Source organism: Singulisphaera chitinilytica, from assembly GCF_049331405.1.
Taxonomy (GTDB): Bacteria; Planctomycetota; Planctomycetia; order Isosphaerales; family Isosphaeraceae; genus PoT.
This window is the reverse complement of record NZ_CP186274.1, coordinates 3,010,607-3,032,954: the sequence shown is the minus strand read 5'-3', so window position 1 is coordinate 3,032,954 and position 22,348 is coordinate 3,010,607. Positions and strand designations below refer to the sequence as shown.

General features: G+C 65.4%; 14 protein-coding genes. 7 read left to right on the top strand and 7 right to left on the bottom strand.

The window, feature by feature from the left end; genetic code table 11:
• The first annotated feature begins 305 nt into the window (after positions 1 to 305).
• Entirely contained in the window at positions 306 to 1,481 is a 1,176-nt protein-coding gene (tuf, locus tag ACOYYX_RS12335; RefSeq protein ID WP_422930203.1) for an elongation factor Tu, read from the top strand.
• A 75-nt stretch (positions 1,482 to 1,556) separates the two neighbouring features.
• Here tuf and ACOYYX_RS12330 read toward each other — a convergent pair whose 3' ends face one another.
• Positions 1,557 to 4,808: an efflux RND transporter permease subunit gene (locus ACOYYX_RS12330; RefSeq protein WP_422930202.1), complete on the bottom strand. Its 3,252-nt coding sequence runs from the start codon at positions 4,806 to 4,808 to the stop codon at positions 1,557 to 1,559.
• A gap of 182 nt (positions 4,809 to 4,990) precedes the next feature.
• Positions 4,991 to 5,368, bottom strand: a complete 378-nt coding sequence (locus tag ACOYYX_RS12325) for a hypothetical protein (protein ID WP_422930201.1) — start codon at positions 5,366 to 5,368, stop codon at positions 4,991 to 4,993.
• Positions 5,369 to 5,528: 160 nt separating this feature from the next.
• Here ACOYYX_RS12325 and ACOYYX_RS12320 point away from each other — a divergent pair, with 160 nt between their 5' ends.
• The 4 genes from ACOYYX_RS12320 to ACOYYX_RS12305 all read left to right on the top strand — a co-directional run bounded on the left by ACOYYX_RS12320 (position 5,529) and on the right by ACOYYX_RS12305 (position 11,739).
• Positions 5,529 to 7,274, top strand: a complete 1,746-nt coding sequence (locus ACOYYX_RS12320) for an arylsulfatase (protein ID WP_422930200.1) — start codon at positions 5,529 to 5,531, stop codon at positions 7,272 to 7,274.
• 281 nt (positions 7,275 to 7,555) lie between these two features.
• Complete coding sequence (locus ACOYYX_RS12315) at positions 7,556 to 8,710, top strand: SUMF1/EgtB/PvdO family nonheme iron enzyme (RefSeq protein WP_422930199.1); 1,155 nt, start codon at positions 7,556 to 7,558, stop codon at positions 8,708 to 8,710.
• Between the two features lie 69 nt (positions 8,711 to 8,779).
• Complete coding sequence (locus ACOYYX_RS12310; RefSeq protein ID WP_422930198.1) at positions 8,780 to 10,201, top strand: phospholipase D-like domain-containing protein; 1,422 nt, start codon at positions 8,780 to 8,782, stop codon at positions 10,199 to 10,201.
• Positions 10,202 to 10,455: 254 nt separating this feature from the next.
• Positions 10,456 to 11,739 carry a TPM domain-containing protein gene (locus ACOYYX_RS12305; protein WP_422930197.1) on the top strand — a complete coding sequence of 428 codons (1,284 nt, stop codon included), beginning with the start codon at positions 10,456 to 10,458 and terminating at the stop codon, positions 11,737 to 11,739.
• Between the two features lie 107 nt (positions 11,740 to 11,846).
• Here the strand turns inward: ACOYYX_RS12305 and hflX are convergent, their stop codons facing one another.
• The 5 genes from hflX to ACOYYX_RS12280 form a co-directional block, all read right to left on the bottom strand.
• Entirely contained in the window at positions 11,847 to 13,094 is a 1,248-nt protein-coding gene (gene hflX / locus ACOYYX_RS12300) for a GTPase HflX (protein WP_422930196.1), read from the bottom strand.
• A gap of 373 nt (positions 13,095 to 13,467) precedes the next feature.
• Complete coding sequence (truB, locus tag ACOYYX_RS12295) at positions 13,468 to 14,379, bottom strand: tRNA pseudouridine(55) synthase TruB (RefSeq protein WP_422930195.1); 912 nt, start codon at positions 14,377 to 14,379, stop codon at positions 13,468 to 13,470.
• A gap of 304 nt (positions 14,380 to 14,683) precedes the next feature.
• Positions 14,684 to 16,399, bottom strand: a complete 1,716-nt coding sequence (locus ACOYYX_RS12290) for a TolC family protein (protein WP_422930194.1) — start codon at positions 16,397 to 16,399, stop codon at positions 14,684 to 14,686.
• Between the two features lie 142 nt (positions 16,400 to 16,541).
• Positions 16,542 to 18,995, bottom strand: a complete 2,454-nt coding sequence (locus tag ACOYYX_RS12285) for a sigma-70 family RNA polymerase sigma factor (protein ID WP_422930193.1) — start codon at positions 18,993 to 18,995, stop codon at positions 16,542 to 16,544.
• Positions 18,996 to 19,191: 196 nt separating this feature from the next.
• The gene (locus tag ACOYYX_RS12280) at positions 19,192 to 21,072 is read right to left on the bottom strand and encodes a redoxin domain-containing protein (RefSeq protein ID WP_422930192.1); all 1,881 of its coding nucleotides are present in this window, start codon (positions 21,070 to 21,072) and stop codon (positions 19,192 to 19,194) included.
• 430 nt (positions 21,073 to 21,502) lie between these two features.
• On the opposite strand from ACOYYX_RS12280, the gene ACOYYX_RS12275 reads away from it, so the two are divergent.
• Both ACOYYX_RS12275 and ACOYYX_RS12270 read left to right on the top strand, forming a co-directional pair.
• Complete coding sequence (locus ACOYYX_RS12275; RefSeq protein WP_422930191.1) at positions 21,503 to 21,793, top strand: biotin/lipoyl-containing protein; 291 nt, start codon at positions 21,503 to 21,505, stop codon at positions 21,791 to 21,793.
• Positions 21,794 to 21,855: 62 nt separating this feature from the next.
• Positions 21,856 to 22,314, top strand: coding sequence for an NUDIX domain-containing protein (locus tag ACOYYX_RS12270; protein WP_422930190.1), 459 nt, complete (start codon positions 21,856 to 21,858; stop codon positions 22,312 to 22,314).
• Positions 22,315 to 22,348 lie beyond the last annotated feature (34 nt).

Below are 22,348 nucleotides of genomic sequence, written 5' to 3'. Positions count from 1 at the left end.
GTTCACTCGATCGACTCGAGTTGACGGCAGAGACGAATGCGAACCTCGGGCCGCCTTCCATTGTCATCGAAGTGGACCCCGTGCGTCTCGTGGAAATAGGACGGACAGGTCCCGCCCAGGCAGGCAGAGCCCGCGAGGCGATGTCTCCCGACGGTAGACGGCTCCGGGCGTTCGCCTTCGACCCTGGGTCGCGTGGTCCCCGACTCTCTGGCGTCACTCGTCGTGATAAAAAGGTCGCTCGCGACCGGGAGGAAGGGGCCGGAACCCTCAAGACTGCCCTTTTCGGCAGTCTGGGAGTTTGTTCGGTGGAGAAGATTCACGTCAACGTCGGAACGATCGGGCACATCGACCACGGCAAGACAACCCTGACGGCCGCGATCCTCGCCGTCCAGGCCGCGAAGGGGCTGGCTCGCCCCAAGTCGTACCAGGACATCAGCAAGGGCGGAAACGTCCGCGACCCGTCGAAGACGGTCACGATCACGGCCAGCCACGTTGAGTACGAGACCGAGACGCGGCATTATGCGCACATCGACTGCCCAGGTCACGCCGATTATGTCAAGAACATGATCACGGGAGCCGCGCAGATGGACGGGGCCGTGCTCCTGATCTCCGCGGCGGACGGCCCGATGCCCCAGACCCGAGAGCATATCCTGCTCGCCGGCCAGGTAGGTGTCCCGCATCTCGTCGTCTTCGTCAACAAGGTCGACCTCGTCGACGACCCCGAGCTGATCGACCTCGTCGAGCTCGAGACGCGTGAGCTGTTGTCGAAGTATGGCTTCGACGGCGCTAATACGCCGTTCGTGCGAGGCAATGCGCGGTCCGCCCTGGAGCGTCCCAGCGACCCCGAGGCCTCCCGCAGCATCGCCGAGTTGCTCGATGCTCTCGACCGCGCGATCCCGGCCCCGCGTCGGGCCACCGACAAGCCGTTCCTGATGCCGATCGAGGGGGTCCACACCATCGAAGGCCGCGGGACGGTCGCCACGGGCAAGATCGAGCAGGGGCGGATCGGGCCGGGGACGAAAGTCGAGGTCGTCGGGTTGGGCGACGTCCGCGAGACGGTCGTGACGAGCGTCGAGCAGTTCAATCGGTCCCTCGAAGGGGCCGAGGCCGGCCAGAACGTCGGCCTGCTCCTGAGGGGCGTGAAGTCCGACCAGATCCAGCGCGGGCAGGTCATCGCCGCGCCCCGGTCGCTGATCCCGCGGACCCGGTTCCTCTGCGAGATCTACGTGTTGAACAAGGATGAAGGGGGAAGGCACACGCCCTTCTTCGCCGGCTACAAGCCGCAGTTCTTCTTCCGCACGACGAGCGTGACCGGCGAGTTGCAACTCCCGGGCGACGTCGAGATGGTCCTGCCCGGCGATCACACGCAGCTCGAGGCCCGCCTCGACAAGCCGATCGCGCTCGACGTCGGCAGCCGCTTCGCCATCCGAGAAGGGGGCAAGACGGTGGGCTCGGGCGTCGTTTCCGAGGTCCGCGACTGAGTCGATCCTCCGATAACGCAAGACGCCGGCGTGGTGGCCATCCACCACGCCGACGTTCGTCTCCGCTCACTGCATTTACGAGTGCTCTTCACGTTCCCGCCGAGCGCGGAGGTTGAGCAGCTCATCCGTGTAGTGCGAACCCTCGATCAGTTCGGCCTGGTGGTCGTCGTGGGCGTGGCCCGCCGGTGCGGGGAAGAAGCTATAAAGCACCGGCATGAGGTAACGCGTCAGGAGCAGCGTCACCGCCATGCCGCCGACGACCACGATCGCGAGCGGCTTCTGCGCCTGCGAGCCGATCGAGGTGGCCAGAGCCGCCGGCAAGAGCCCGAGGGCCGCCGTCAGCGAGGTCATGACGACCGGCCTCACGCGAAGCTCGGCGCCTCGCATCACCGCCTCGCGGACGGGGATCCCCACCGCCCTCATCTGGTTGAAGTACGAGATGAGGAGCACGCCGTCCTGCACGGCCACGCCGAAGATGGAGATGAAGCCCACCGCCGCCGAGATGCTGAAGTGCGTCCCGGTGAGCTTCAGGGCCCAGACGCCCCCCATCGTCGCCGCCAGCACGTTGGCCATCACGAGCAAGGCGTCCTTGAGCGAGTTGAACGCCGTGTAGAGCAGGACCATGATGAGCGTGATCGACAGCGGCACCATCCACATCAAGCGATCGTTCGCCGCCTGCATCTGGGCGAACTCTCCCGACCACTCGATCTTGTACCCTTGCGGAAGCTTGGCCCCCGTCTTGGGATCCTCAACCTTGCGCCTGGCCTCGTCGATCGTGGAGGCGAGGTCGCGATCCCTGACGGCGAACTTGATGGGGATATAGCGGCGGTTATTTTCCCGATAGATGTAGGAGGACCCCATCTTGTGCGGGTTGATCCTGGCGACCTGCGAGAGCGGGATCCGGGTGCTCTGCCCGGCGCCGTTGCTCGGCACGTCGATGGGGATCCGGCCGATGACCGTCGGGTCGTCTCGCTGTTCGAGCGGGAGCCTGAGGACGATGTCATAGAGCTTCTCCCCTTCGACCATCTGGGAGAAGGCCCGGCCGCCGATGGCCACCTGGATGATGGCTTCCACGTCGGCGACATTCACGCCATAGCTGGCGCAGGCGTCCCGGTCGATGGCGATCTCCATGTTGGGCTGGCCGAGGATGTGGAAGATCCCGACGTTCTCGATCCCCCTGACCGACCGCAGGATGCCGACGATCCGCTGGCCGACGTCCTCCAGCACGTTGAAGTCGTTGCCGAAGAGCTTGACCGAGTTCGCCCCCTTCACCCCGGAGAGGGCCTCCTCCACGTTGTCCCGGATCAACTGCGAGAAGTTGAAGTCGAGCCCGGGGAACTCGCGGAACTTGGCCATCATCTCGTCCTGGATCTTCTCGCGCGTGATCCCCTTGCGCCACTGCTCCATCGGCTTCAGCGGGACATTGAACTCGATGTTGAAGAAGCTGGTGACGTCGGTCCCGTCATCGGGCCGGCCGACGTGCGACATCACCCCGCGCACCTCGGGGACCGAGGCGATGATCTCCCGGAGCCTCGGCGCGATCCGAGCGGACTCCTCGAGCGAGACCGTCCGGGGCATCAGGGCGCGGATCCAGAGGTTCCCTTCCTCCAGCTCGGGCATGAACTCGCCGCCGAGCCCGGGGATCATGGCGATCGTGGCTATCAGGAGCACGACCATCAAGGCGAGGGTCTGATAGCGACGGTCCAGGACCCGGTTCAGGTTACGGAGATATCCGCGCTTCATGATCCGGTCGACAAAGGTATCCACCTCCTCCTTCTTATTCTGGAAGAAGAAGGAGCAGAGCACCGGCGCCAGGCTCAGGGCCAGGCACAGGGCGCCGAAGATCGCGAAGGCATAGGTGTTCGCCATCGGCCCGAACAAGGCACCCTCGGGGCCGGTCATCGCGAAGAGCGGCAGGAACGCGCAGACGATGATCGCCGCCGAGAAGAACAAGGCCCGCTCGATCTCGTGCGAGGCCTCGGCGATCCGGTCGATGAGCGGGCGGGTCCTGTCCGTATTCCGCGACGTAATATGCCTATAGATATTTTCAACGATAATGACCGAGCTGTCGACGATGATCCCGAAGTCTACGGCGCCGATCGAGAGGAGGTTGGCCGACTTCCCCTGGAAGAAGAGCACGGTCACGGAGAAGAGCAAGGCCAGCGGGATCATCATCGCCACGATCCCGGCGCTGGCGAGGTCCCCCAGGAAGATGAACAGGACCGCAATCACCAGCGCCATGCCGACGATCAGGTTGTGGAGCACGTTGTGCGTGGTGACGTGGACGAGGTCGGTCCGCTGGTTGAAGATCTTGACCTTCATCCCTTTGGGGAGGATCTTCTCCTCCTCGATCTCGCGCAGCTTGTCCATGACGGCCTTGGCCGTCGGCAGGCTCTTCTCATACTTGCGCATGAGGACGATGCCCTCGACGACGTCGTTCTCGCTGCCGCGCCCGACGATCCCGAGCCTGGGTCGATGGCCGATGATCGCCCTGGCCACCTGCTTCACGTAGATCGGCACGCCTCCGGAGGTCGCGACGATCACCTTGTTGATGTCGTCGAGCTTGTCCTGCTCGATCTCGACGGCGTGGTCGATATTCGCCGGGTCTAGGGGGTCGGTGCCCTCCCCCAGCAGTCCGATGGCCCGGACGTTGTGGGCCTGATTGCCCAGCATGAGGATGTCGCCGCCGACGTTGTCGTTGGACTTCGCCAGGGCGTCCTCGACCTGCTGCAGCGTCAGGTTGTACTGCTTCAGCATCCTCGGGCTGACGAGGACCTGATACTGCTTGACCGTCCCGCCGTATCCGGTGACGTCGATGACCCCCGGCACGGTCTTGAGGGCTCGGGAGAGGACCCAGTCCTGCACGGCCTTGAGCTGGTTCGTGGTATAGCCGGGGCCTTCGAGGACGTAGCGGATGATCTCGCCGGTCGGGCTCCAGGGGGAGAGGCCGGGGGTCACGCCGGGAGGGAGGTTGCTGACCGCCCCGATGCGGTTGATGACCTCCTGACGCGCCGACTTGTAGTCGGTCCCGTAGGCAAACTGGCATTTGATGTCGTTGAGGCCGGCGACGGACGTGCTCCGCATGTCCTCGAGACCGGGCATGCCGTTGAGCGCGGTCTCGATGGGGATGCCGACCCGGCGCTCCATTTCCTCGGGAGAGGCTCCCGGGTTCTGGGTGATGACCTCGACGAGGGGCGGCGTGGGGTCGGGATACGCCTCGACGTTCAGGTTATTCGCGGAGTGGATGCCTATGGCGATCAGAGCCACGACGCCCAGCAGGACCACCAGGCGGTTGTGCAGGCTCCAGAGAATGATGGCGCGGACCATGGGACAGGGCCTCGCGTGGCGTTGTTGAGGTTTGTGAGATGACTCGACGAGCTTGGCAGGAGACGTCCCCCGACCGCCAGGTTATCAAGGCGAATGACGGGGATCGGACGAACGGCCGTACCTGGATCGTCCGCGGTGGACGCGCGCAGGCGGGTGGGATCGCACGTATCGGGACGTCTCGGCTAGCAGCGAAGGTGGAGCTGCAAGGTTTCGCTCGTGGAACCTGAGGGACGCCACTCGCGGGGGGTCGAGGAGGGGGGGCAAGCGAGGTCGAGCGGGATGAAGTCCTGGGCGTACTGGACGGTCTTGAGCAACTTCCAGCGATCGTCGTCGTCGTCCAGCCGGTCGATCGGCTCGTCCGAGTGCACGACGGCCGGCACGGTCCCGGTGTGGACCAGATGGGGGCCAATCGCCTCGGCGTGGCCCACCGCGAAGGACCCCGCGGCTCGTTGCGGCGTTCCCGGATTCGCGGACTCGCTGCGCAGGGCTCCGCAAGCTGCACCAATCAGCGCAGCGAGCAGCAATCCGGCCTTGATCGCACGAACACGGTGGAGGAACACGCTGGCAGACCTCGGAAGATCGTCGACGGATGACCCGCCCGGACTTCCATTGTACGTGAGCGGATCGCTATTGTTCTACAGGATGTCCCAGGTTCGCACTAGCCCGAGTCTCGGTCGCATCACTTGTGGGCACGCCCACGTCGTTCGTCGAGGTTACGCCATGAAACGTCGAATCGCTACGGCCTGCGTACTGGCCGTTCTGGGGTTGGGTCAGACCGCCTTCGCCGCGGCCGAGAGGCCCAATGTGATCCTGATCATGACCGACGACCAGGGTTACGGCGATCTCGGCTCCCACGGCAACCCCCTGATCCGGACCCCCAACCTCGACCGGTTCGCGGCGGAGAGCGTCCGCTTCTCGCGGTTCTACGTCTCCCCCGTCTGCGCGCCGACCCGAGCGAGCCTCCTCACCGGGCGATACGCCTACCGCACTGGGGTCGTCGACACCTGGCTCGGACGGGCCATGATGTATCCCGGCGAGGTGACGCTCGCCGAGATGCTCGGCTCGGCCGGTTACAAGACGGGGATCTTCGGCAAGTGGCACCTCGGCGATAGCTACCCGATGCGAGCGATGGATCAGGGGTTCCAGGAGTCGCTCGTCCATCGCGGCGGCGGGATCGGCCAGCCCTCGGATCCCGACGTCCCCGGCGGCGAGAGCTACTTCGACCCCATCCTCCAGCACAACGGCCGCGAGGAAAAGCGGCGGGGGTATTGCTCCGAAGTCTACACCGACGCGGCCATCGAATTTATCACCAAGAAGAAGGATGAGCCCTTCTTCGCCTACCTGGCCTTCAATGCGCCTCACACCCCCTTGCAAGTGCCCGAGGCCGACTACGCCCCTTACAAGTCGAAGACGTTCCCGGCCGACGCTTTCCCCAAGGTCGGCCACCCACTGCCCCCGCAGGTCGAGCAGGACACGACCGCACGCATTTACGGTATGGTCACGAACATCGACGACAACCTGGGACGCCTCTTCGCCTCGCTGGAGAAGCTCGGCCTGGCGGAGAAGACCCTGGTCATCTTCCTCACCGACAACGGCCCCCAGCAACTCCGCTACAACGGCGGGATGCGCGACCGCAAAGGCTCGGTCTACGAGGGAGGGATCCGGGTCCCCTGCTTCATCCGATGGCCGAGCCATCTACCCAAAGGCAAGCAGGTCGATACGATCGCCATGGCCTTCGACCTGACGCCGACCATCCTGGATGCCTGCGGAGTCGCCCCGCCGAAGGATCTGGCGTTCGACGGCCTCAGCCTGCTCCCACTCCTACAAGGCGAGCCGGTGCAATGGCCCGACCGGACGTTCTACCTCCAGTGGCATCGGGGTGATGCCCCCGAGCGTTTCCGGGCCTTCGCCGCCGAGTCCCAGCGTTACAAGCTCGTCCGAGCCGAGACACCCAAGCCCCAACCGCTCGACCGCTCGCTCGAGCTCTATGACATGGCCAAAGACCCCTTCGAGATGCACAACGTCGCCGCCGAACATCCCGATGTCGTCGCCAGGATGCGAGCCGGCTACGAAGCATGGTTCCAGGACGTCGGCCGGCTCCACGGCTATGCCGCATCGCGGATCATCCTGGGATCTCCCGAGGAAAATCCTTCGATCCTGACCCGCCAGGACTGGCGCGGCCCTCGGGCCGGCTGGAATCCGAACGACCTGGGCTTCTGGGAGATCGACGTCGCGAATGCCGGTTCCTATCGGATCACCCTGCGGTTCGACCCGGTCCCCGCCGCATCGAAGGCCCACTTCGAACTCGGGGGCGTCTCGCTCGACCAGGATCTGAAGCCGAACGCGACACAATGCACCTTCGACGACGTCTCCTTGAAGTCAGGCCCCGGCCGACTGCAAGCCTGGCTCGCCCTCGGCGACGCGAGTCGGGGCGTCCGCTATGTCACCGTCACTCGCAAACCCTAGCCAAGATCAAATCCATTCGCACCTTACATACAAAAATATCTAAACTTCATAACAAAACTCGATTTAACCGCCCGATTTGCGGGCAAACGACGGGTTGCGTTGCAATCGGCCGGGGCCGGAAGCATACTTGAAGATGGCGGATGTGGTGCGTTGATCTCGCCTCGTGGGACTGTCAAAGGGCCCGCGGGCGATCGAGAGTGTCGGACTCAGATGAAGGGGTATCCGTGTCGCAGAAATCGCGAAAAGCCGCCCGAGATCGTCGCGAAGAGGCATCCTCTTCCTTGAAGAACTGGCGACGGCCGGCGGCGATTCTCGTCCTCGTGCTGGCGGTCGCTGGGCTGAGCGCCTATGCGGCCCTGTCCGGCCGTGGGGCGAAGGAGGAAGTCTCGGACGCGGTCGTTGTCGAGTCGGAGACCGTCGCACCGACGACATCCTCACCACCAACGTCCGAGGCCGCTCCGACTCCGCCCGCATCGAGCACGGCGCCGGCCGCCCCGAGGACCAAGGCGCCGGGCCCCGCCCCCGAAGGGATGGTCTGGATCCCGGGTGGCTCCTTCATCATGGGCTATGACGACCCGACGACCAAGGATGCCCTGCCCGTCCACAAGGTGACGCTCGACGGTTTCTTCATCGATCGCAGCGAGGTGACGAACAAGCAGTTCGCCGCGTTCGTCAAGGACACCGGCTATCTGACCGTCGCCGAACGAGCCCCCGACCCCAAGGATTTCCCGGGTGCCCCCAAGGAACTGCTCGTCCCCGGCTCGCTCGTCTTCACGCCCCCCGCCGGCAAGGTTTCGCTCGAGAATCACTACATCTGGTGGAGCTACGTCCCGGGCGCGAGTTGGAAGCACCCTGAAGGGCCCGGCAGCAACATCGACGGCAAGGACGATCACCCCGTCGTCCACGTCTGCTGGGATGATGCCGCGGCCTATTGCCGATGGGCCGGCAAGCGGCTCCCCACCGAAGCCGAGTGGGAATACGCGGCACGCGGCGGGCTCGACCAGAAGCGTTACGTCTGGGGCGACAAGCTGATGCCCGACGGCAAGTGGCTCGTCAACAACTGGCAGGGGGACTTCCCCTCGCAGAACACCGCTTCGGACGGCTACGTCAAGACGGCCCCCGTCGGCACCTTCGCCCCCAACGGCTATGGCCTGTCCGACATGGCCGGAAACGTCTGGGAGTGGTGCGCCGACTGGTATAAGCCCGGCTATGACGCCTCGAAGGAACGCGACCCGCAGGGCCCGGATTCGAGCTACGACCCGGCCGAACCGCAGATCCCCAAGCGCGTCCAGCGTGGGGGCTCCTTCCTCTGCAGCGACCTCTACTGCACGCGATATCTGCCCGGGGCCCGCGGCAAGGGGGCGACCGACAGCGGCACGAATCACACCGGCTTCCGCTGCGTCCAGACCCCCAAGCGACCCCCGAACGCCGGTTGACCGGGCTCGTCGACTCGCAAACCGAAACGCGATCCCCTCGTTGCGAAGGGCCCGGAGACGTCCGAGGCGATGGATATCAACGTGCCGATGCCGAGTTCGCCTCCGAAAGAAGTTTTCTGGTTCCTCTCACCACTCCTGACCTCGCTCGGCTTCCTGCTCGCCCTCGTCCTCCTCGCGAGGATGCTGCGCACCCAGCGGTCGCCGTCGAGCACGATCGCCTGGCTCCTGATCATCCTCTTGCTCCCTTATGTGGGGGTCCCGCTCTACCTGATGTTCGGCGGGCGCAAGATGCGGATCCGGGCGGGTCGCAAGGAACCCGTCTACCACTTCCGGCGAATCTCCCGCGAGACGAGTGGCATCGGCCCCGCCGAGCGAGTCCTCCAGTCCTACGGGGTCCCGCCGGCGACCCCCGGGAACCGGATCCAGGCGCTGACGAGCGGCGAGGAGGCGTACAGACACCTCATCAACCTGATCGACAACGCGAAGACATCCATCCACATCACCACGTACGTCCTCGGCATGGACGACGTCGCCCAGGCCATCATCACCAGGCTCGCCGGGCGTGCGAGGGAGGGGGTTGAGGTCCGGCTCCTGCTCGATTCCGTCGGCTCCTGGCGCCTCCGCAGATATTTCCTCGCCCCCTTGTATGAATCGAAAGCCGAGGTCGCCTTCTTCATGCCGGTTCTTCACACCCCGTTCCGAGGCAGGGCCAATCTGCGCAATCACCGCAAGATCGTGGTTGTCGACGGGCGGGAGGCCCTCACGGGCGGGATGAATCTGGCCGAGGAGTACATGGGGCCGACCCCCAACCCGAAGCGCTGGCGAGACTTCTCGCTCGCGATCTCGGGCCCGGCGGTCGCCGACCTCGCCGAGTTGTTCCGCTCCGACTGGAAGTTCACGACCGGCAAGAGCGTGACGATCGACGCCACGCCCGCACCGCCGATCGAGGGCGAGACAACTGTCGCGCAGGTCGTGGCGAGCGGCCCCGACGTGGCCGGCGACCCACTCTTCGAGTCGCTCGTCTCGTTGATGTTCACGGCAACGAGCCGGATCTGGGTCGTGACGCCCTACTTCGTGCCGGATGAGACGCTCGCGAAGGCCCTCGACCTCGCCGCACGCCGGGGCGTGGACGTCCGGCTCATCATGCCCGAGCATTCGAACCACCTCATGGCCGACCTCGCCCGTGCGAGCTACATCCGCGAGCTCCACAGCTCGGGCGGGCACGTCATGCTCTTCGAGCCGGTCATGCTGCACGCGAAGGTCGTGCTGATCGACAACCACGTCGCGATCGTCGGATCCGCCAACATGGACATGCGGAGCCTCTTTCTCAACTACGAGGTCGCTCTGTTCTTGACCTCGCGAGGGGACATCGAGGAGACCACGGCCTGGGTCGAATCGATCATGGCCGAATCCCACACGGAATTGCCCGTCGGAGGCCGATTCCGGGCCCTCGCCGAGGACGTCGTGCGGCTCCTTTCCCCCTTGCTCTGAAGCCGGAACCGGGGCGAGTGTCGTCCCAACCGCGAGATTTCCGCGTAATCCGCTTCGATAGCCTGCCCGGGTGAGACGGGCCTGGTATCCTCAGCAGCCTGAAAATGGGTCCCGAGATTTGTCGGGGACGGACGAATACCCCAAAGAGGGGCCGAGCTTCCGACGCCGTTGGCATGTCGCGTGCGGCTTAATCGATTTCCTCGCGGAGATGTGAAGCCGCCAGAACTCGGTGACCCGAAGGAGGAGATTCATTGATGATGCGATGGCTGACAACGGGCTGCGCCTTCGTCGCGATTCTCGCGACTGCGGGTCTGGTCCCGGCGCAAACTCCGGCAATCCAAACAGGCGTGCACGATCGCGCGCATCTCTTCAGCGAGTCGGCGGTCGAAAAGGCCGACCAGTCGCTTCGGAAGCTGGGGCTTGCCCACCACCGCGACATCGTGATCGAGACGGTCGAGAGCCTCGACGGGGAGACCGCCGAGAATCGCGCGGTCTCCAATGCCAAGGCGTTGAAGCTGCGCGGGCTCTACATCCTCATCGCCAAGGCCGAGCACAAGTTCTGGGTCGCCAGGAGCCACTCGGCCGAGGACCTCTTTACCAAGGCCGACCTCGGTTCCATCAACACTATCTTGCTCAATTCGTTCAAAGAGCGTCAATTTGATCAAGGGTTGCTGGGAACGGTCGCCGACATCGAACGTATCGCGGCGAAGAACCCAGGGGCGAACCGAGGTATCTCGGCCAGCCCGGCTCCCCCCGCACCCGCCCGAGTCCCTGTACCCGACGCCGAGGTGCCCGACGTGGCGCCGCCGGCCAAGAAAGGGAGTGCTCTACCCATGCTCTTATTCGTTGGTCTTGCGGTCATTATCCTCCTCTTCGTCGTGAGCCGACTCTTCCGAGGGTCGCAGCCACAATCCGCCTATGGTGCCCAGCAAGGCGGGCCCGGTTACGGAGCCATGCCTCCGGGAGGTTACGGCGCCGGCATGAGCCCGCAAGGCCCAGGCGCAGCTCCCCCCTATGGCTACGGTCCCGGCGTCGGGCCCGGACCCGGCTATGGTGGCCCGCCCCCTCGCCAGGGCGGCGGCTTCGTGAGCAGCGCCCTGGGCGGCATCGGCGGCGCGGTCGTCGGCAACATCCTCTACGACCAGTTCGGCCGCCCGCACACGCCGGAAGGCCACCCGATCCAGGGCGACGTCGCGGGCAGCCACGGCGTAATCAATCCCTCGACGCCCGAGGGCACCGACTCGTCCTACAGCGACCATGCCTCGAGCGCCAGCGAAGGGAGTTGGGGGGCGCCTGCCGAGCACACACCCTCGGCCGATGCCGACTGGTCGGGCGGAACCGGCGTCGGTGGCGACTGGGGCTCCAGCGACGCGTCGAGCGACGCCGGGACCGGCGGCGACTGGGGCGGTGGCGGCTCCGACGATGCCGGTGCCAGCAACGACTGGGGCGGTGGCGGCTCCGATGACGCCGGCGCCGGTGGCGATTGGGGCGGTGGCGACAGCGGCGGCGATGACTCCGGCCAGGGCGGAAGCTGGTAACCGGCGACTCGCCAGGTAAACTCAAGTTCGAAACCAAGAGCACCCGGGTCGGCGATCAGCCGGCCCGGGTGCTTCTGTGTTGATGACGGTGGATTCCGCCCGATCGCTCAGGCGTACTGCCGCTGGTCGTTGGTGCGGACGTGGGCGCCGTGCTCGTTCAAGTAGTCGAGGCAGCGTCGGGGGAGCCGGCACTGGAGCACCACGCGGTCATCGTCGTAGGTCCGGTTATGGATCTGCGCGTGCTGGGCGAGGTACGCCAGGACCCGGCCGTTCTCGACGCCCGTCTCGACTTCCGCATCGAGGGCCCGCTCGTTGAGGACTTCACGCACGGCCTGCTCGAGGCGTTCCAGGCCATCGCCGCTCGCGGCGCTGATCGTGACCGAGTCGTCGTGGTGGGCCTTCAACACGTCCAGGAACGAACGGTCGGGGACCCGATCCGACTTGTTGAGCACCAGGATCGTCGGCTGATCGGCGAGCCCGAGTTCCTCGAGCACGCTCTTCACGGCCTGGATCTGGAGTTCGGCCTCGGGGCTTGACGAGTCGACCACGTGCAGCAGGAGGTCCGCCTGGCGAGCCTCCTCGAGCGTCGCCTTGAAGGAGGCGACGAGCGAGTGCGGCAGGTTGCGGATGAAGCCGACGGTGTCGGACAGCAGCACGTGGCCGCCGCCGCGGAACCGCCAGCGCCTGGTGCGGGTGTCGAGCGTGGCGAAGAGCTTGTCCTCGACGAGCACCCCGGCGTCGGTCAGGGCATTCATGAGGGTACTCTTGCCGGCGTTGGTGTAGCCGACGAGCGAGACGGTCGGGGCATCGCCCCGGCCGGCGACCTCGCGCTCTTTCCGGGCCTGGACCTTGGAGAGCTTCGCCTTGAGGTCCTGGATCCGGTGCATGACCAGCCGGCGGTCTTCTTCCAACTGCTTTTCACCGGGACCGCGCACGCCGATGCCGCCTTTATAGCGCGACAAGTGGGTCCACATCCGCTTCAGGCGAGGCATCGCGTATTCGAGCTGCGCCAACTCGACCTGGAGATGGGCCTCATGCGTCCGTGCCCGGGTCGCGAAGATGTCGAGAATCACCTCGGTGCGGTCGATGACCTTGACCCCGAGCAGCTTCTCGAGGTTCCTGGTCTGCGCCGGCCCGAGGTCGTTGTCGAAGACCACGAGGTCCGCCTCGTGCGCCTCGACGAGCTCCTTGAGCTCCTCGACCTTGCCCGACCCGATATACGTGGCGATATCCACCTGATGGCGCTTTTGAAGCATACTCCCGACGACGATTAACCCGGCCGTCTTGGCCAGCCCCCGGATTTCGTCCAGGGGATCGTCCGGGTTGATCTCGGACTCCGGCAGGATGACTCCCACGAGAATCGTTTTCTCCCGACGATCCAACCGCTCGGTGCTTTTGAGTTCAGCCAAGGTGGGGTACGACCTCTCTGGGAAAGAGGATAGGAATAGGCAGGCTCTGACGGGATTCTAGAGCACCCCGGCCCTCCCGTCAACGACACTCGCCCTCGGCGAGATCGAGGCCTGCCATGCTTTCAGACATCGGCATAATCCTCGTCGGATTATCCATCTTGTTACGGACAAAACCGGAGAGATGTTCGGAGCGATCGGCCGCGAGCAGGCCCGGGGCCTCCGATTCCTATGCCTTCGTCACAACCGTTTCATGGGTAATGACAGGCCCCTGAACCCCCTGGTTCGCACCCGATCCCCGAAAGGGAGCGGACTCCGGCATTCACTCCGTGGCCAGCACCCGTCGGGGCGCGACGCGACCCGTGTTCGGATCTCCTTCGCCGATCGCGGCGAGGTTCCCGTCCGGGCCGACGAGCGCGACCTCGCCCGCGGGGATGGCGGCCTCACCGAAGAACCGCTGTTCGAGGGCACGGCCCTGGAGGATCGCGGCCAGGCCTTCTTGGTCGATGGCGAGCTGCGGCAGGCCCGACGCGGCATCGAGCGCAGGCCTGAGCAGGTCGGGGATCTCTTCGACGCGCAAGTTTTGGGGATCGAGGGCGTCCTTCTGCTTGAAAACGCCGATACGGGTGCGAGTCAGGACCTCGATCAGGCCCCCGCAGCCCAAAGCCTCGCCCACGTCACGAGCGATCGAGCGGATATACGTGCCGCTGCCGCAGTCGATCTCGAGTTCCAGGTGGGGCCACTCGTAGCGGATGAGCTCGATGCGATCGATCCGGACCTGTCGGGGCTGGAGCACCACCGGGCGCCCGGCGCGGGCGAGGTCGTAGGCTCGCTCCCCGGCGACCTTCAACGCAGAATATTCCGGCGGGAGTTGGTCGATCAGGCCGATCTGGGGAGCGAGCGCCGCGTGGATCTCTTCCAGTGCGGGAACCTTCGGGGACTCCACTTCGACGATCTGCCCGTCCGCGTCGAGGGTGTCGCTGCGTGCCCCGAGTCGGATGACCGTGCGATAGGTCTTCGGCATCCTCTGGACGAGCTCGATCAGGCGAGTCGCCGCGCCGACGCAGACGACGAGGACTCCCGTCGCCAGCGGGTCGAGGGTCCCGGCATGCCCCACTTTCACGCCTCGCAGCGGGCGAGACACGCAGTCGACGACCGCGCGCGACGTCATGCCCGAGGGCTTGTCCAGGTTGAGGATCCCGCAAATCTGCCGCTTGGTCACTCGAGTCGCCACGCCTGACTTACTCCGCGAAGCCCAATTCCAGACGCCCCGACGCCGCCGACACGCGGCGCATCGAGGTGAGCCCATCAAGAACAGAAACGAAACGGGCGGCCGATCGGCGTCTGGGACGCCCGGGCCGCCCGCAAATCCCGGCACCTCGCATCCGTCGAGGCACGGTCGGACGCCAGGCCCTCGCAGGCCCGGCATCGTCATTTGGATCATCATACCAGGAAGCCGCCGCGGAGGGCAGCCGTCCGTATGACCGCTCGGCGAGAGGCCCGGCCTCGAATTCAGAGGGACGATCCTCGATCTCGGTTCAGTCGTTCGAGGCAGTCGGGCCGCTCACCTCGATCTCGATGGGAGGGATGGACTCGATGACCTCGCCATTGGCCTCGGCGTGGGGCTTGTCCTGGTCGCGGCCCCCCGCGTCGGTCGTGCGTGGTTGTCTCTGCGGCGGGGTCGATTTCTCTTCCTTGCCCTTGGCCCGATCCTCGCCTTGATCCTTAGCCGGGTCGTTCTGGGACGGGAATGGGCTCGATGAGTCGGCTCCGGGGGGCACGGGTCGGACCATCGGTTTGGCGTCCGAGGCCGCATCAGGCGTCGACTCGGCCTCGGGTGTCGGGGGATGCTCGTTGAGCTGTACGCCGACGGCCCGCTCGAGGGAAGCCAGGGCCTTGCCCAGCTCCGATTCGACCTGGGCGACCTGGAGCTTGATCTGGAGCACCTCGCGCCAGGCCGTCATGAGGGTGACGTAATCGACGTTGCCGAGGCGATAGTCGCTGGCGGCGGCCTCGAGGGCCTGCTCGCTCTTGGGCAAAATGTTCGTGCGGAAGATCTCGATGGTCTGGCGCTGGGTGTTCGCCTGGCTGAGCAGGTCCTTCACCTCGCGATAGGTCGCGTCGCGCTCGGCTTCGTAGAGCTTGGCGTCGGCGACCGTCCTGGCCTGGGCCTCGCAGACGCCGGCGGCGAGCTTGGCACGATAGACCGGGAGGTTGAACCCAACGAAGAAGCCGATGTTGGGCATCCCCCCCGCCGTGTTGGGGGTCATCGCGTTGGTCTTCTCCATATCCATGTAGGAGAGGCCCAGCGTGACGTTGGGGTAGTAGCGCTTCCGGGCGAGTTCCACGGCCCGCTCGTCGCGTGCGACCGCCGCCAGCCGTCCGCGCAGCTCGGGACGGGCGGCGACGGCCAGGCGATAGAGCCGGTCGACCGCCTTGGGGACCTCGGCGATCTTCATCTCGGGCGTGGTCCGCAGGTCCGACTCCGGACTGACGTGGAGCACCTGGGCGAGATCCGCCCGTGCCGAGGTGAGCCCTTGCCGGATCCGCAGCAGTTCCCGGTCGATGTCGGAGATCACCACGTCGGCGCGGAGGTAGTCCTGCTGGCTCCCGCCCGACTTCAGCCTCGCCTTGGCGAACTCGACCACGTCGCTGGCGAACTTCCGGTTCTCGACCAGGATCGCCTCGGCCCGCTCGCTGAAGTAGAGGTCGTAATACGCCCGCTTGACCCCCGACACGGCATCGAGCTGCGCGGCGGCGAGTTCGGCGAAGGCCACTTGTACATCCTGCTCGGCCGCCTCGCCGCGGAGCCGCAAGGTCCCGGCCCAGGGGAATTGCTGGGCGATCATGAGGTTGTACGGGTTGTATCCCATCAAGGAATACTGGGGAGCCACGCTCGGGATGGGATAGATCGTGTTCGAGACGGTCGGATCGTCGAGCGACGTGACCTGCGGAATCCTCGCTTTCAGCGCCAGGACGTTGAAGCGGGCGGCCTGGACGGTCTGGTTCTCGGCGAGGGCTCGCTGAATGTACGCGTCGACCGGCTGCGGGCCCGATATCTCGACGGGCATGGGCTCGGGGTCGAGCCGTAGTGCCTCGGGCTCGTCGGGGTGGATCGTGTGCGGCGGGCGGTGGGCCACCTGATGCAGGCCCTCGACCACCTCGACGTATTCACGTCGGGGAAGCGGCTGCGCGCAACCACCCAGGGCGAGAAAGAGCACCACCAGCAATCGAGTCGGCCATCGTCGCGACATCCCCGAACTCCGAAGTCCAAGGCCCGGAGCGCAGCCCAAGGCGCGTCCGGACCTGCCGGTTCGATGAGCCCGGGGATGATATCGGCGTTACAATGCTGCCAGTTGAGCCGTTTTTGACGACTGACCGGGCTTCCAACAAAGTTCAAGGCGACTTCGCGTCCCGAGCCTTTAGCAAGCGAGGGATCAGCGTCTCGAGCTTCCCCCGGGCCGTCGTCGAGGACAGATTCCCCTCGGCGTCGACCAGGAAGACGGTGGGCACTCCGTTAACACCCCAGGATTCCGAGAAACCCTTCGAGGCATCCCCGTTGCGAACCAGGTGGTGGTTGTCCTGCGCCTCGTGGTACTGAGGCCAGGGCATGTCATGCTTCGCCACGAAATCCTTGAGGTCTTTGAGGCCGCCGTCCTCCTCGGGCAGGTCGCGGCTCACGCCGATGAACTCGACCCCCTGGTCGTGATACTCGGCATAGACCTGCTTCATCTCGGGGACCTCGCCGACGCAAGGGCCGCACCAGGTCGCCCAGAAGTCGATGACAACGACCTTTCCTCGCAGGTCCTTCATCGAGATGTGACGCCCCGTGATCGCGTCATTGAACTCGAGCTCGAATGGCTTCCCCAGCCCCTCGCTCTGCCTCCGGGCTCCTTTGACCATCTGGCTGCCGTATGAGGTGGGATACTCGCGTTCGAGCCGGGCCTCGATCTGCCAGAGCTTGTACGTCACCCAGACCAGGCCGACGAGCTGGAAACCGAGGAGGATCACCAGGAAGCTCAGACTTGCGAGCACCCCCCTCGAGAACCGACATCGAAAGGTCTCCCAGGTCAGTCCTCGATAAGACGCAACGGCATAGGCCCCGAGCGCCGACAGACCTATCGCGAGCCCCATCCAGGGGGTCCACGCAACACGCCTCAGGTTCTCCGTGATGATATAGCCGAGCGCCGACGCCATCGGCTGAAGACTGAGTAAGCTCCTCGAGGCCGTCTCGAGATGCTTCAGGACGACTTCAATCAGCCCTTCCCTGGCGCTGCTCGACTGGACCCGATACGCGATCAGGATCAGGTTCGCGGCCAGCATCACCACAACCGCGACGCGGAAGGCCACCTTGAGCCAACCCCTGATCTTGCTCCTCGAAACTCGGCGGGAAAGTCCGAAAAGGGTGGCCGCCAGGACTCCCAGAGCGGCGGAGAGCCCGATCAACGTGTACCAGGCACCATCAAGGTTCTGCCCGGCCTGTCGAAAGAGGAAGGCGCCCTGGTTGTCGCCGGGAAAATCGCGTGCGAACCGTTCGGCGATCGCGACCGTCCGCCCGACACCGATCGGATCCTGGAGTCGGAGGGCCGACTGGATGTAGAGCGCATTCCTCCGCAAGACGTCATCGCTCGACGTCGCCAGGACGGCGGCGACCTCCTCGTCCATCTCGGCCCTCCTGCCGATGAAGTTCAAGGACATCCACCGATCGAGCATGTATTGAGAGACGCGAGGATCCCGGGGATAACCCTGGCGCAACACGGCGATGCGATCGGCCAGGTTCGTAAATGTCGACTTGAAGAGCTCCGACTCCATCGGCCGACGGGCCGACTTGATGAGTCCCTCGATCTCCCGGATGAGCTCGTCCGCCGGTGGATAAGGAGACGGGACGGCCTTGTCCGGTTTCGACGCGACCGCATTGAGCATCTGGCCCCGAGGCTGTGCGGCCTGATCCCCGGCCCCCGCCCTGCCCCCGAGCGTCACGGTCGTCAACGCGACCGCCAGCAACACCGAGGCGCAGGCCTTCAGCTTGAAAGCCAGGGCCGCTCGCAAGACCTCGTCCTTGAGCGCAACCGCCGTGACGGAGACGGCTCCCCCCTGGATCCGCCCGGCGAGGGCGAGTTCGGCCGAGGCCCTCGCCGCTTGCGAAATCCAGGACTCGGGGACTGCGGCGCGAGTCGCTTCCGGAGTCAGGAACGCGGCAAACGATCCGGCGGTCGAGGAAAAGCCCCGACGCACAAGCCTCCGCTTCAACAAGGTTCGACCCCGCGAAAGCCGACCGCTCAGCGTGCCGACGGGGCAATGCAGTCGATCGGCCGCCTGGGCGTGCGTCAGTCCTTCCAGGTGACAGAGGATGATCGCCGACCGATACCTCTCGGGAAGCCGTCCGAGTTCCTCGTCGACGACGGCCAGCAACTCATCCGAGGCTCGCGCTTCGGGCTCAGCCTCGGGTTCATCTCCGTTGAGAGGGAGAGAACGCGCCTTCATTCGCTCCGATCGGATCCGGGCCCTGGCGGCGACGCGACGGGCCACGCCATAGAGCCAGCGGCCGAGGGAGCCCTCCACCCTGACGGAAGGGGCCCGCCGCACGAGGACGAGGAACGTCGCCTGGAAGGCGTCCTCGATGTCGCGAGGGTCGTTCAAAGCGCGGCGGCAGACACCAAGGACCATCGGGCCATGCCGGGAGACCAGGGCTTCGAACGCGACCTCGGCGGCATGGAACGACTCGGCCGCCAGGGCCTGGGACGCGGCGAAACGCTCGAGCAACTGGGCGTCGGAGAGCCCGGCGGCAACTCCTTGATTCCAGAGCAAGCCGACGTTGTGGAGGACATGCGAGGATCTCGGTTGCGCCATGGGCCTCGTCCCGGCGGGGGTGGTCGTGTTCCAATCCTACCCCTACCATGCCGGCTCGGCCTCATCTCATGCGCCGATTTTCGCGGCGGGAGAGATTTCCTGGGCGATCACCCCCAGGAACGCGAAACGGGAGTCCTGGCCAGAGGGTGACCGAGACTCCCGTTTCACAAATCTCGCACGAGGGTCGCCGCGTGGCTCAGTCGGAGCTCGAGGTCGAGTCCGCCGGCTTCGATTCAGGTGTCTTGGATGCAATCGCCTCTTCATCGACATAGTCGATGTAGCCGATCATCATCTCTTCGAAGGTCTGGTCGCCCCAGGTCACGGTCTTCTTGGGGTCGGGGTTGTTGGGGTTCCCCTCCGAGTTGTCGAAGTGGGCCTGGCAGTCGATCCGGGTCCCCTTGGGCAACGTCAGGGGCTTGGCCAGGACGTAGACGCTCTGCCAGGCGAAGTCGTACGCGGGGACAGAAAGCAGGATCTCGGAGCGGCCGTCGGGGTACGTCGCTTTGTACTCGAAGCTCTTGCCTCGCAGGTGCATGTGCGGCATGAAGTTGAGGAGGCGGATGTCCCTGTCGACCGTCAGCGTCGAGTTCACCTCGTAGTTATCCGCCCCCGGCGGGATGGCGAACTTGCCCTGGGCGATCGGCCGGGTGTGGGCCTCGTGCTGGACGGGCTCCTTGGCGAAGATGACGCCGAGCTTCGAGCGGTCGGTCGTGATCTTGCCGTTCGGCGTGTAGTGGAGCTGGAAGATCAGGTCGGAGCCGGCCGGGATCTTCTTCGCCGTGCCATTTTCGTAGACGGACGGCAGGTCCCCCGGGGCGAAGCCGCAGAGGTGGCCTTCGGACTTGCGAGACTTCTTCGTGTGGTCGTCGACGTAGACGATGATGTGGTGGACCACGCCGCGGTCGCCGGGACGGGCCTCGGCGGCCTGGATCCACTTGTCCTCGGTGAAGTGCGTCGGGACGCGGATATTGACGTAGTCGATCACCCCCTGGGCGGCGACCGTATAGGGCTCGGGGATCTCGAAGACCGCGTCGGGCTTGCCGATCGTCCAGCCCTCGGAGAACGTCCTCGCCACGGGGATCGCGGCCGGGTCGCCGAGCGGGGAATCCTGCTCGACCCAGGCGATCAGCTTGGCACGCTCCTCGGGGCTCAGCCTGCGGTCGTTCTGGAAGTGGCCATAGCGGGGGTCGGCGTGCCAGGGGGGCATCCGTCGCTCGTCGACGACCTCGCGGATCATGGCGGCGTGCCCGCGGGCGTCGTCATACGAGAGGAGCGGGAATGGCCCGACCTCGCCGGGGCGGTGGCAGGACTGGCACTTCGCCTGGAGGATCGCGGCGACGTCGGAGGCATACGTCACCTTGCCCACCTTGGCCGGGGCGACTTCCCCCTGCTCCTTGATGGCGGCAAGGATCTCGGGGCTGGCACCCCGGACGCGCCGGGACTTGGCCAGATTCGCCGAGGCGGTCTCGGCCCGGTCGAAGAGGCAGCCGACGACAGGGGTCGAGGCGGTCGTCACCGGCTTGCCCGCGAGCACTTCTTCGAGGGCCTCGCGGACGAAGTTCCTGGTCGGGTCCGGCTTGCGGGTCCCCTGGCCGTACTGGTCGTCGATGGCCCCCCGGTAGCGGAGTATCGCCTTGCCGTCGATCACGAGGGACTCGCAGGTCCGCTCGGCGAGCAACTGGTCGGCGACGAGGTTGTTCGGATCCTTGAGGACGGGGAAGTCGATGCCACGCTCCTTCGCGTGCGCGACGACCTGCTCCATCGTCTCGTGGGCGTTGGCGTTGATCGCGAGGAAGACGACCCCACGGTCCTTGTATTCCTTGTTCATCTCGACGAGCCGGGGAATATACAGGTTCCCGACCGGGCAGTCGGTGCCGATGAAGGTCACCACGACCGCCTTCTTACCGCGATAGCCATACAGGGAAATCTTCTTCCCGGAGACGTCCTCGAGCGTGAAGTTCGAGACTCGCTGGCCGACCCCTCGATCCAACGGCGGAGCCTCGGCCCCCCGGGCACTGCCCAGGGTCGTTGCCAGGGCCAGGATCCCGACGACGCCGCGCACAATTCGACTGGCCATGCGGTTTCCTCTTCCGATGACTCGACCTCGGCCCCTTCGGGACGGACCCACGTCGGCCCGCCTCTCCTCCGAGGTACCTTTCGGATGGCCTCCCCACTTCATCATCAGGCGTGAAATGGAGTCCATTCCCGGTCAGGACGGAGAGATGATCCCTTAAATTACCAGGACTTCGCGCTAAAGTTTCGCGAAAATTTCAAGGAAGAATGTCGAATCCATGCCCTGCTTCTCCCATCACCACGACGATACCCAGGCCCCTCATCTCACCATGGGCACGATGTTTAACCTGGATATACGGACCGATGTCGTGGCGAAACGCTCTGGCCAAACTGAGCTTCACGGTATAAAGTTGACTAATCAGCGATCGTGGACCGTCAACGGGCGGATCCATCGCATCGCTCAAATGCGGTAGTCTGTTACGACGGGGTTCGCCATGCGTTTGGAGGCAGTGATCCTGCCCGACCTGGGGACCGGTCCGGACGTGCCGATTGTCGTGAGCCATTGGTTCGCTGCGCGAGGAGACGTGGTCTGGGAAGGGGATCGACTGGTCGAAGTCCTCGTCGGCCCCGCGACCTTTGACGTACTCGCGCCCACGACCGGCCGCCTGGCCGAGATTCGAGGGTGGGAAGACGATCTGGTAGCGCCCGGGACCGTGCTCGGTCTGGTGGCGGCCACAGAAGACGGAGACGGCGACGGTCCGCCGTCAGGCCACCGCCCGACATGACCACATTTCACGAGCGTTCTGCCGGTGTGATCCCTTTTCGAAGGGACAAGGACAAGGGCCTCTTGTTCCTGGTCCTTCACTCGGCCACCGTGCGCAACCCGCGAGCCAAGTGGGAATTCCCCAAGGGGGGGATGGAGATCGGCGAGTCGTCCCGCGACACCGCGGCTCGAGAGTTCCTCGAGGAGACGGGGCTCGTCGAATGGTCGTTCTACGAGGGATTCGAGAAGAGCCTGTCGTACACGTACATCCGCCGCGGCCGCAAGGTCGTCAAGACGGTGACCTACTACCTCGCCGAGGTCCGCGACATCGCGTCGCTGAACCGCTCCGATGAGCACGTCGAGGACCCGTTCGGCTACTGGCATCACTGGGGCACCTTCGAGCAAATCTCGAGGTTGCTCTACCACTCCAAGATCCGGCAGGTCTTCGCCGAGGCGAACGCCTGGCTCAAGGAATTGCCCGAATCCGAGGTCGATTCAGCACCCGAAGCCGAACCCAGATCCGACGCGGGCGAGTCGAACTGACCTGATCCAGTCGGCCGAGGCTCGGGCCTGGGCC

Excerpts from the sequence above, each read along its gene's own strand:
- ACOYYX_RS12330 (WP_422930202.1), bottom strand. The coding sequence starts at position 4,808 with ATGGTCCGCGCCATCATTCTCTGGAGCCTGCACAACCGCCTGGTGGTC.
- ACOYYX_RS12320 (WP_422930200.1), top strand. The coding sequence starts at position 5,529 with ATGAAACGTCGAATCGCTACGGCCTGCGTACTGGCCGTTCTGGGGTTG.
- ACOYYX_RS12310 (WP_422930198.1), top strand. The coding sequence starts at position 8,780 with ATGGATATCAACGTGCCGATGCCGAGTTCGCCTCCGAAAGAAGTTTTC.
- ACOYYX_RS12305 (WP_422930197.1), top strand. The coding sequence starts at position 10,456 with ATGATGCGATGGCTGACAACGGGCTGCGCCTTCGTCGCGATTCTCGCG.
- ACOYYX_RS12290 (WP_422930194.1), bottom strand. The coding sequence starts at position 16,399 with ATGTCGCGACGATGGCCGACTCGATTGCTGGTGGTGCTCTTTCTCGCC.
- ACOYYX_RS12285 (WP_422930193.1), bottom strand. The coding sequence starts at position 18,995 with ATGGCGCAACCGAGATCCTCGCATGTCCTCCACAACGTCGGCTTGCTC.
- ACOYYX_RS12280 (WP_422930192.1), bottom strand. The coding sequence starts at position 21,072 with ATGGCCAGTCGAATTGTGCGCGGCGTCGTCGGGATCCTGGCCCTGGCA.
- ACOYYX_RS12275 (WP_422930191.1), top strand. The coding sequence starts at position 21,503 with ATGCGTTTGGAGGCAGTGATCCTGCCCGACCTGGGGACCGGTCCGGAC.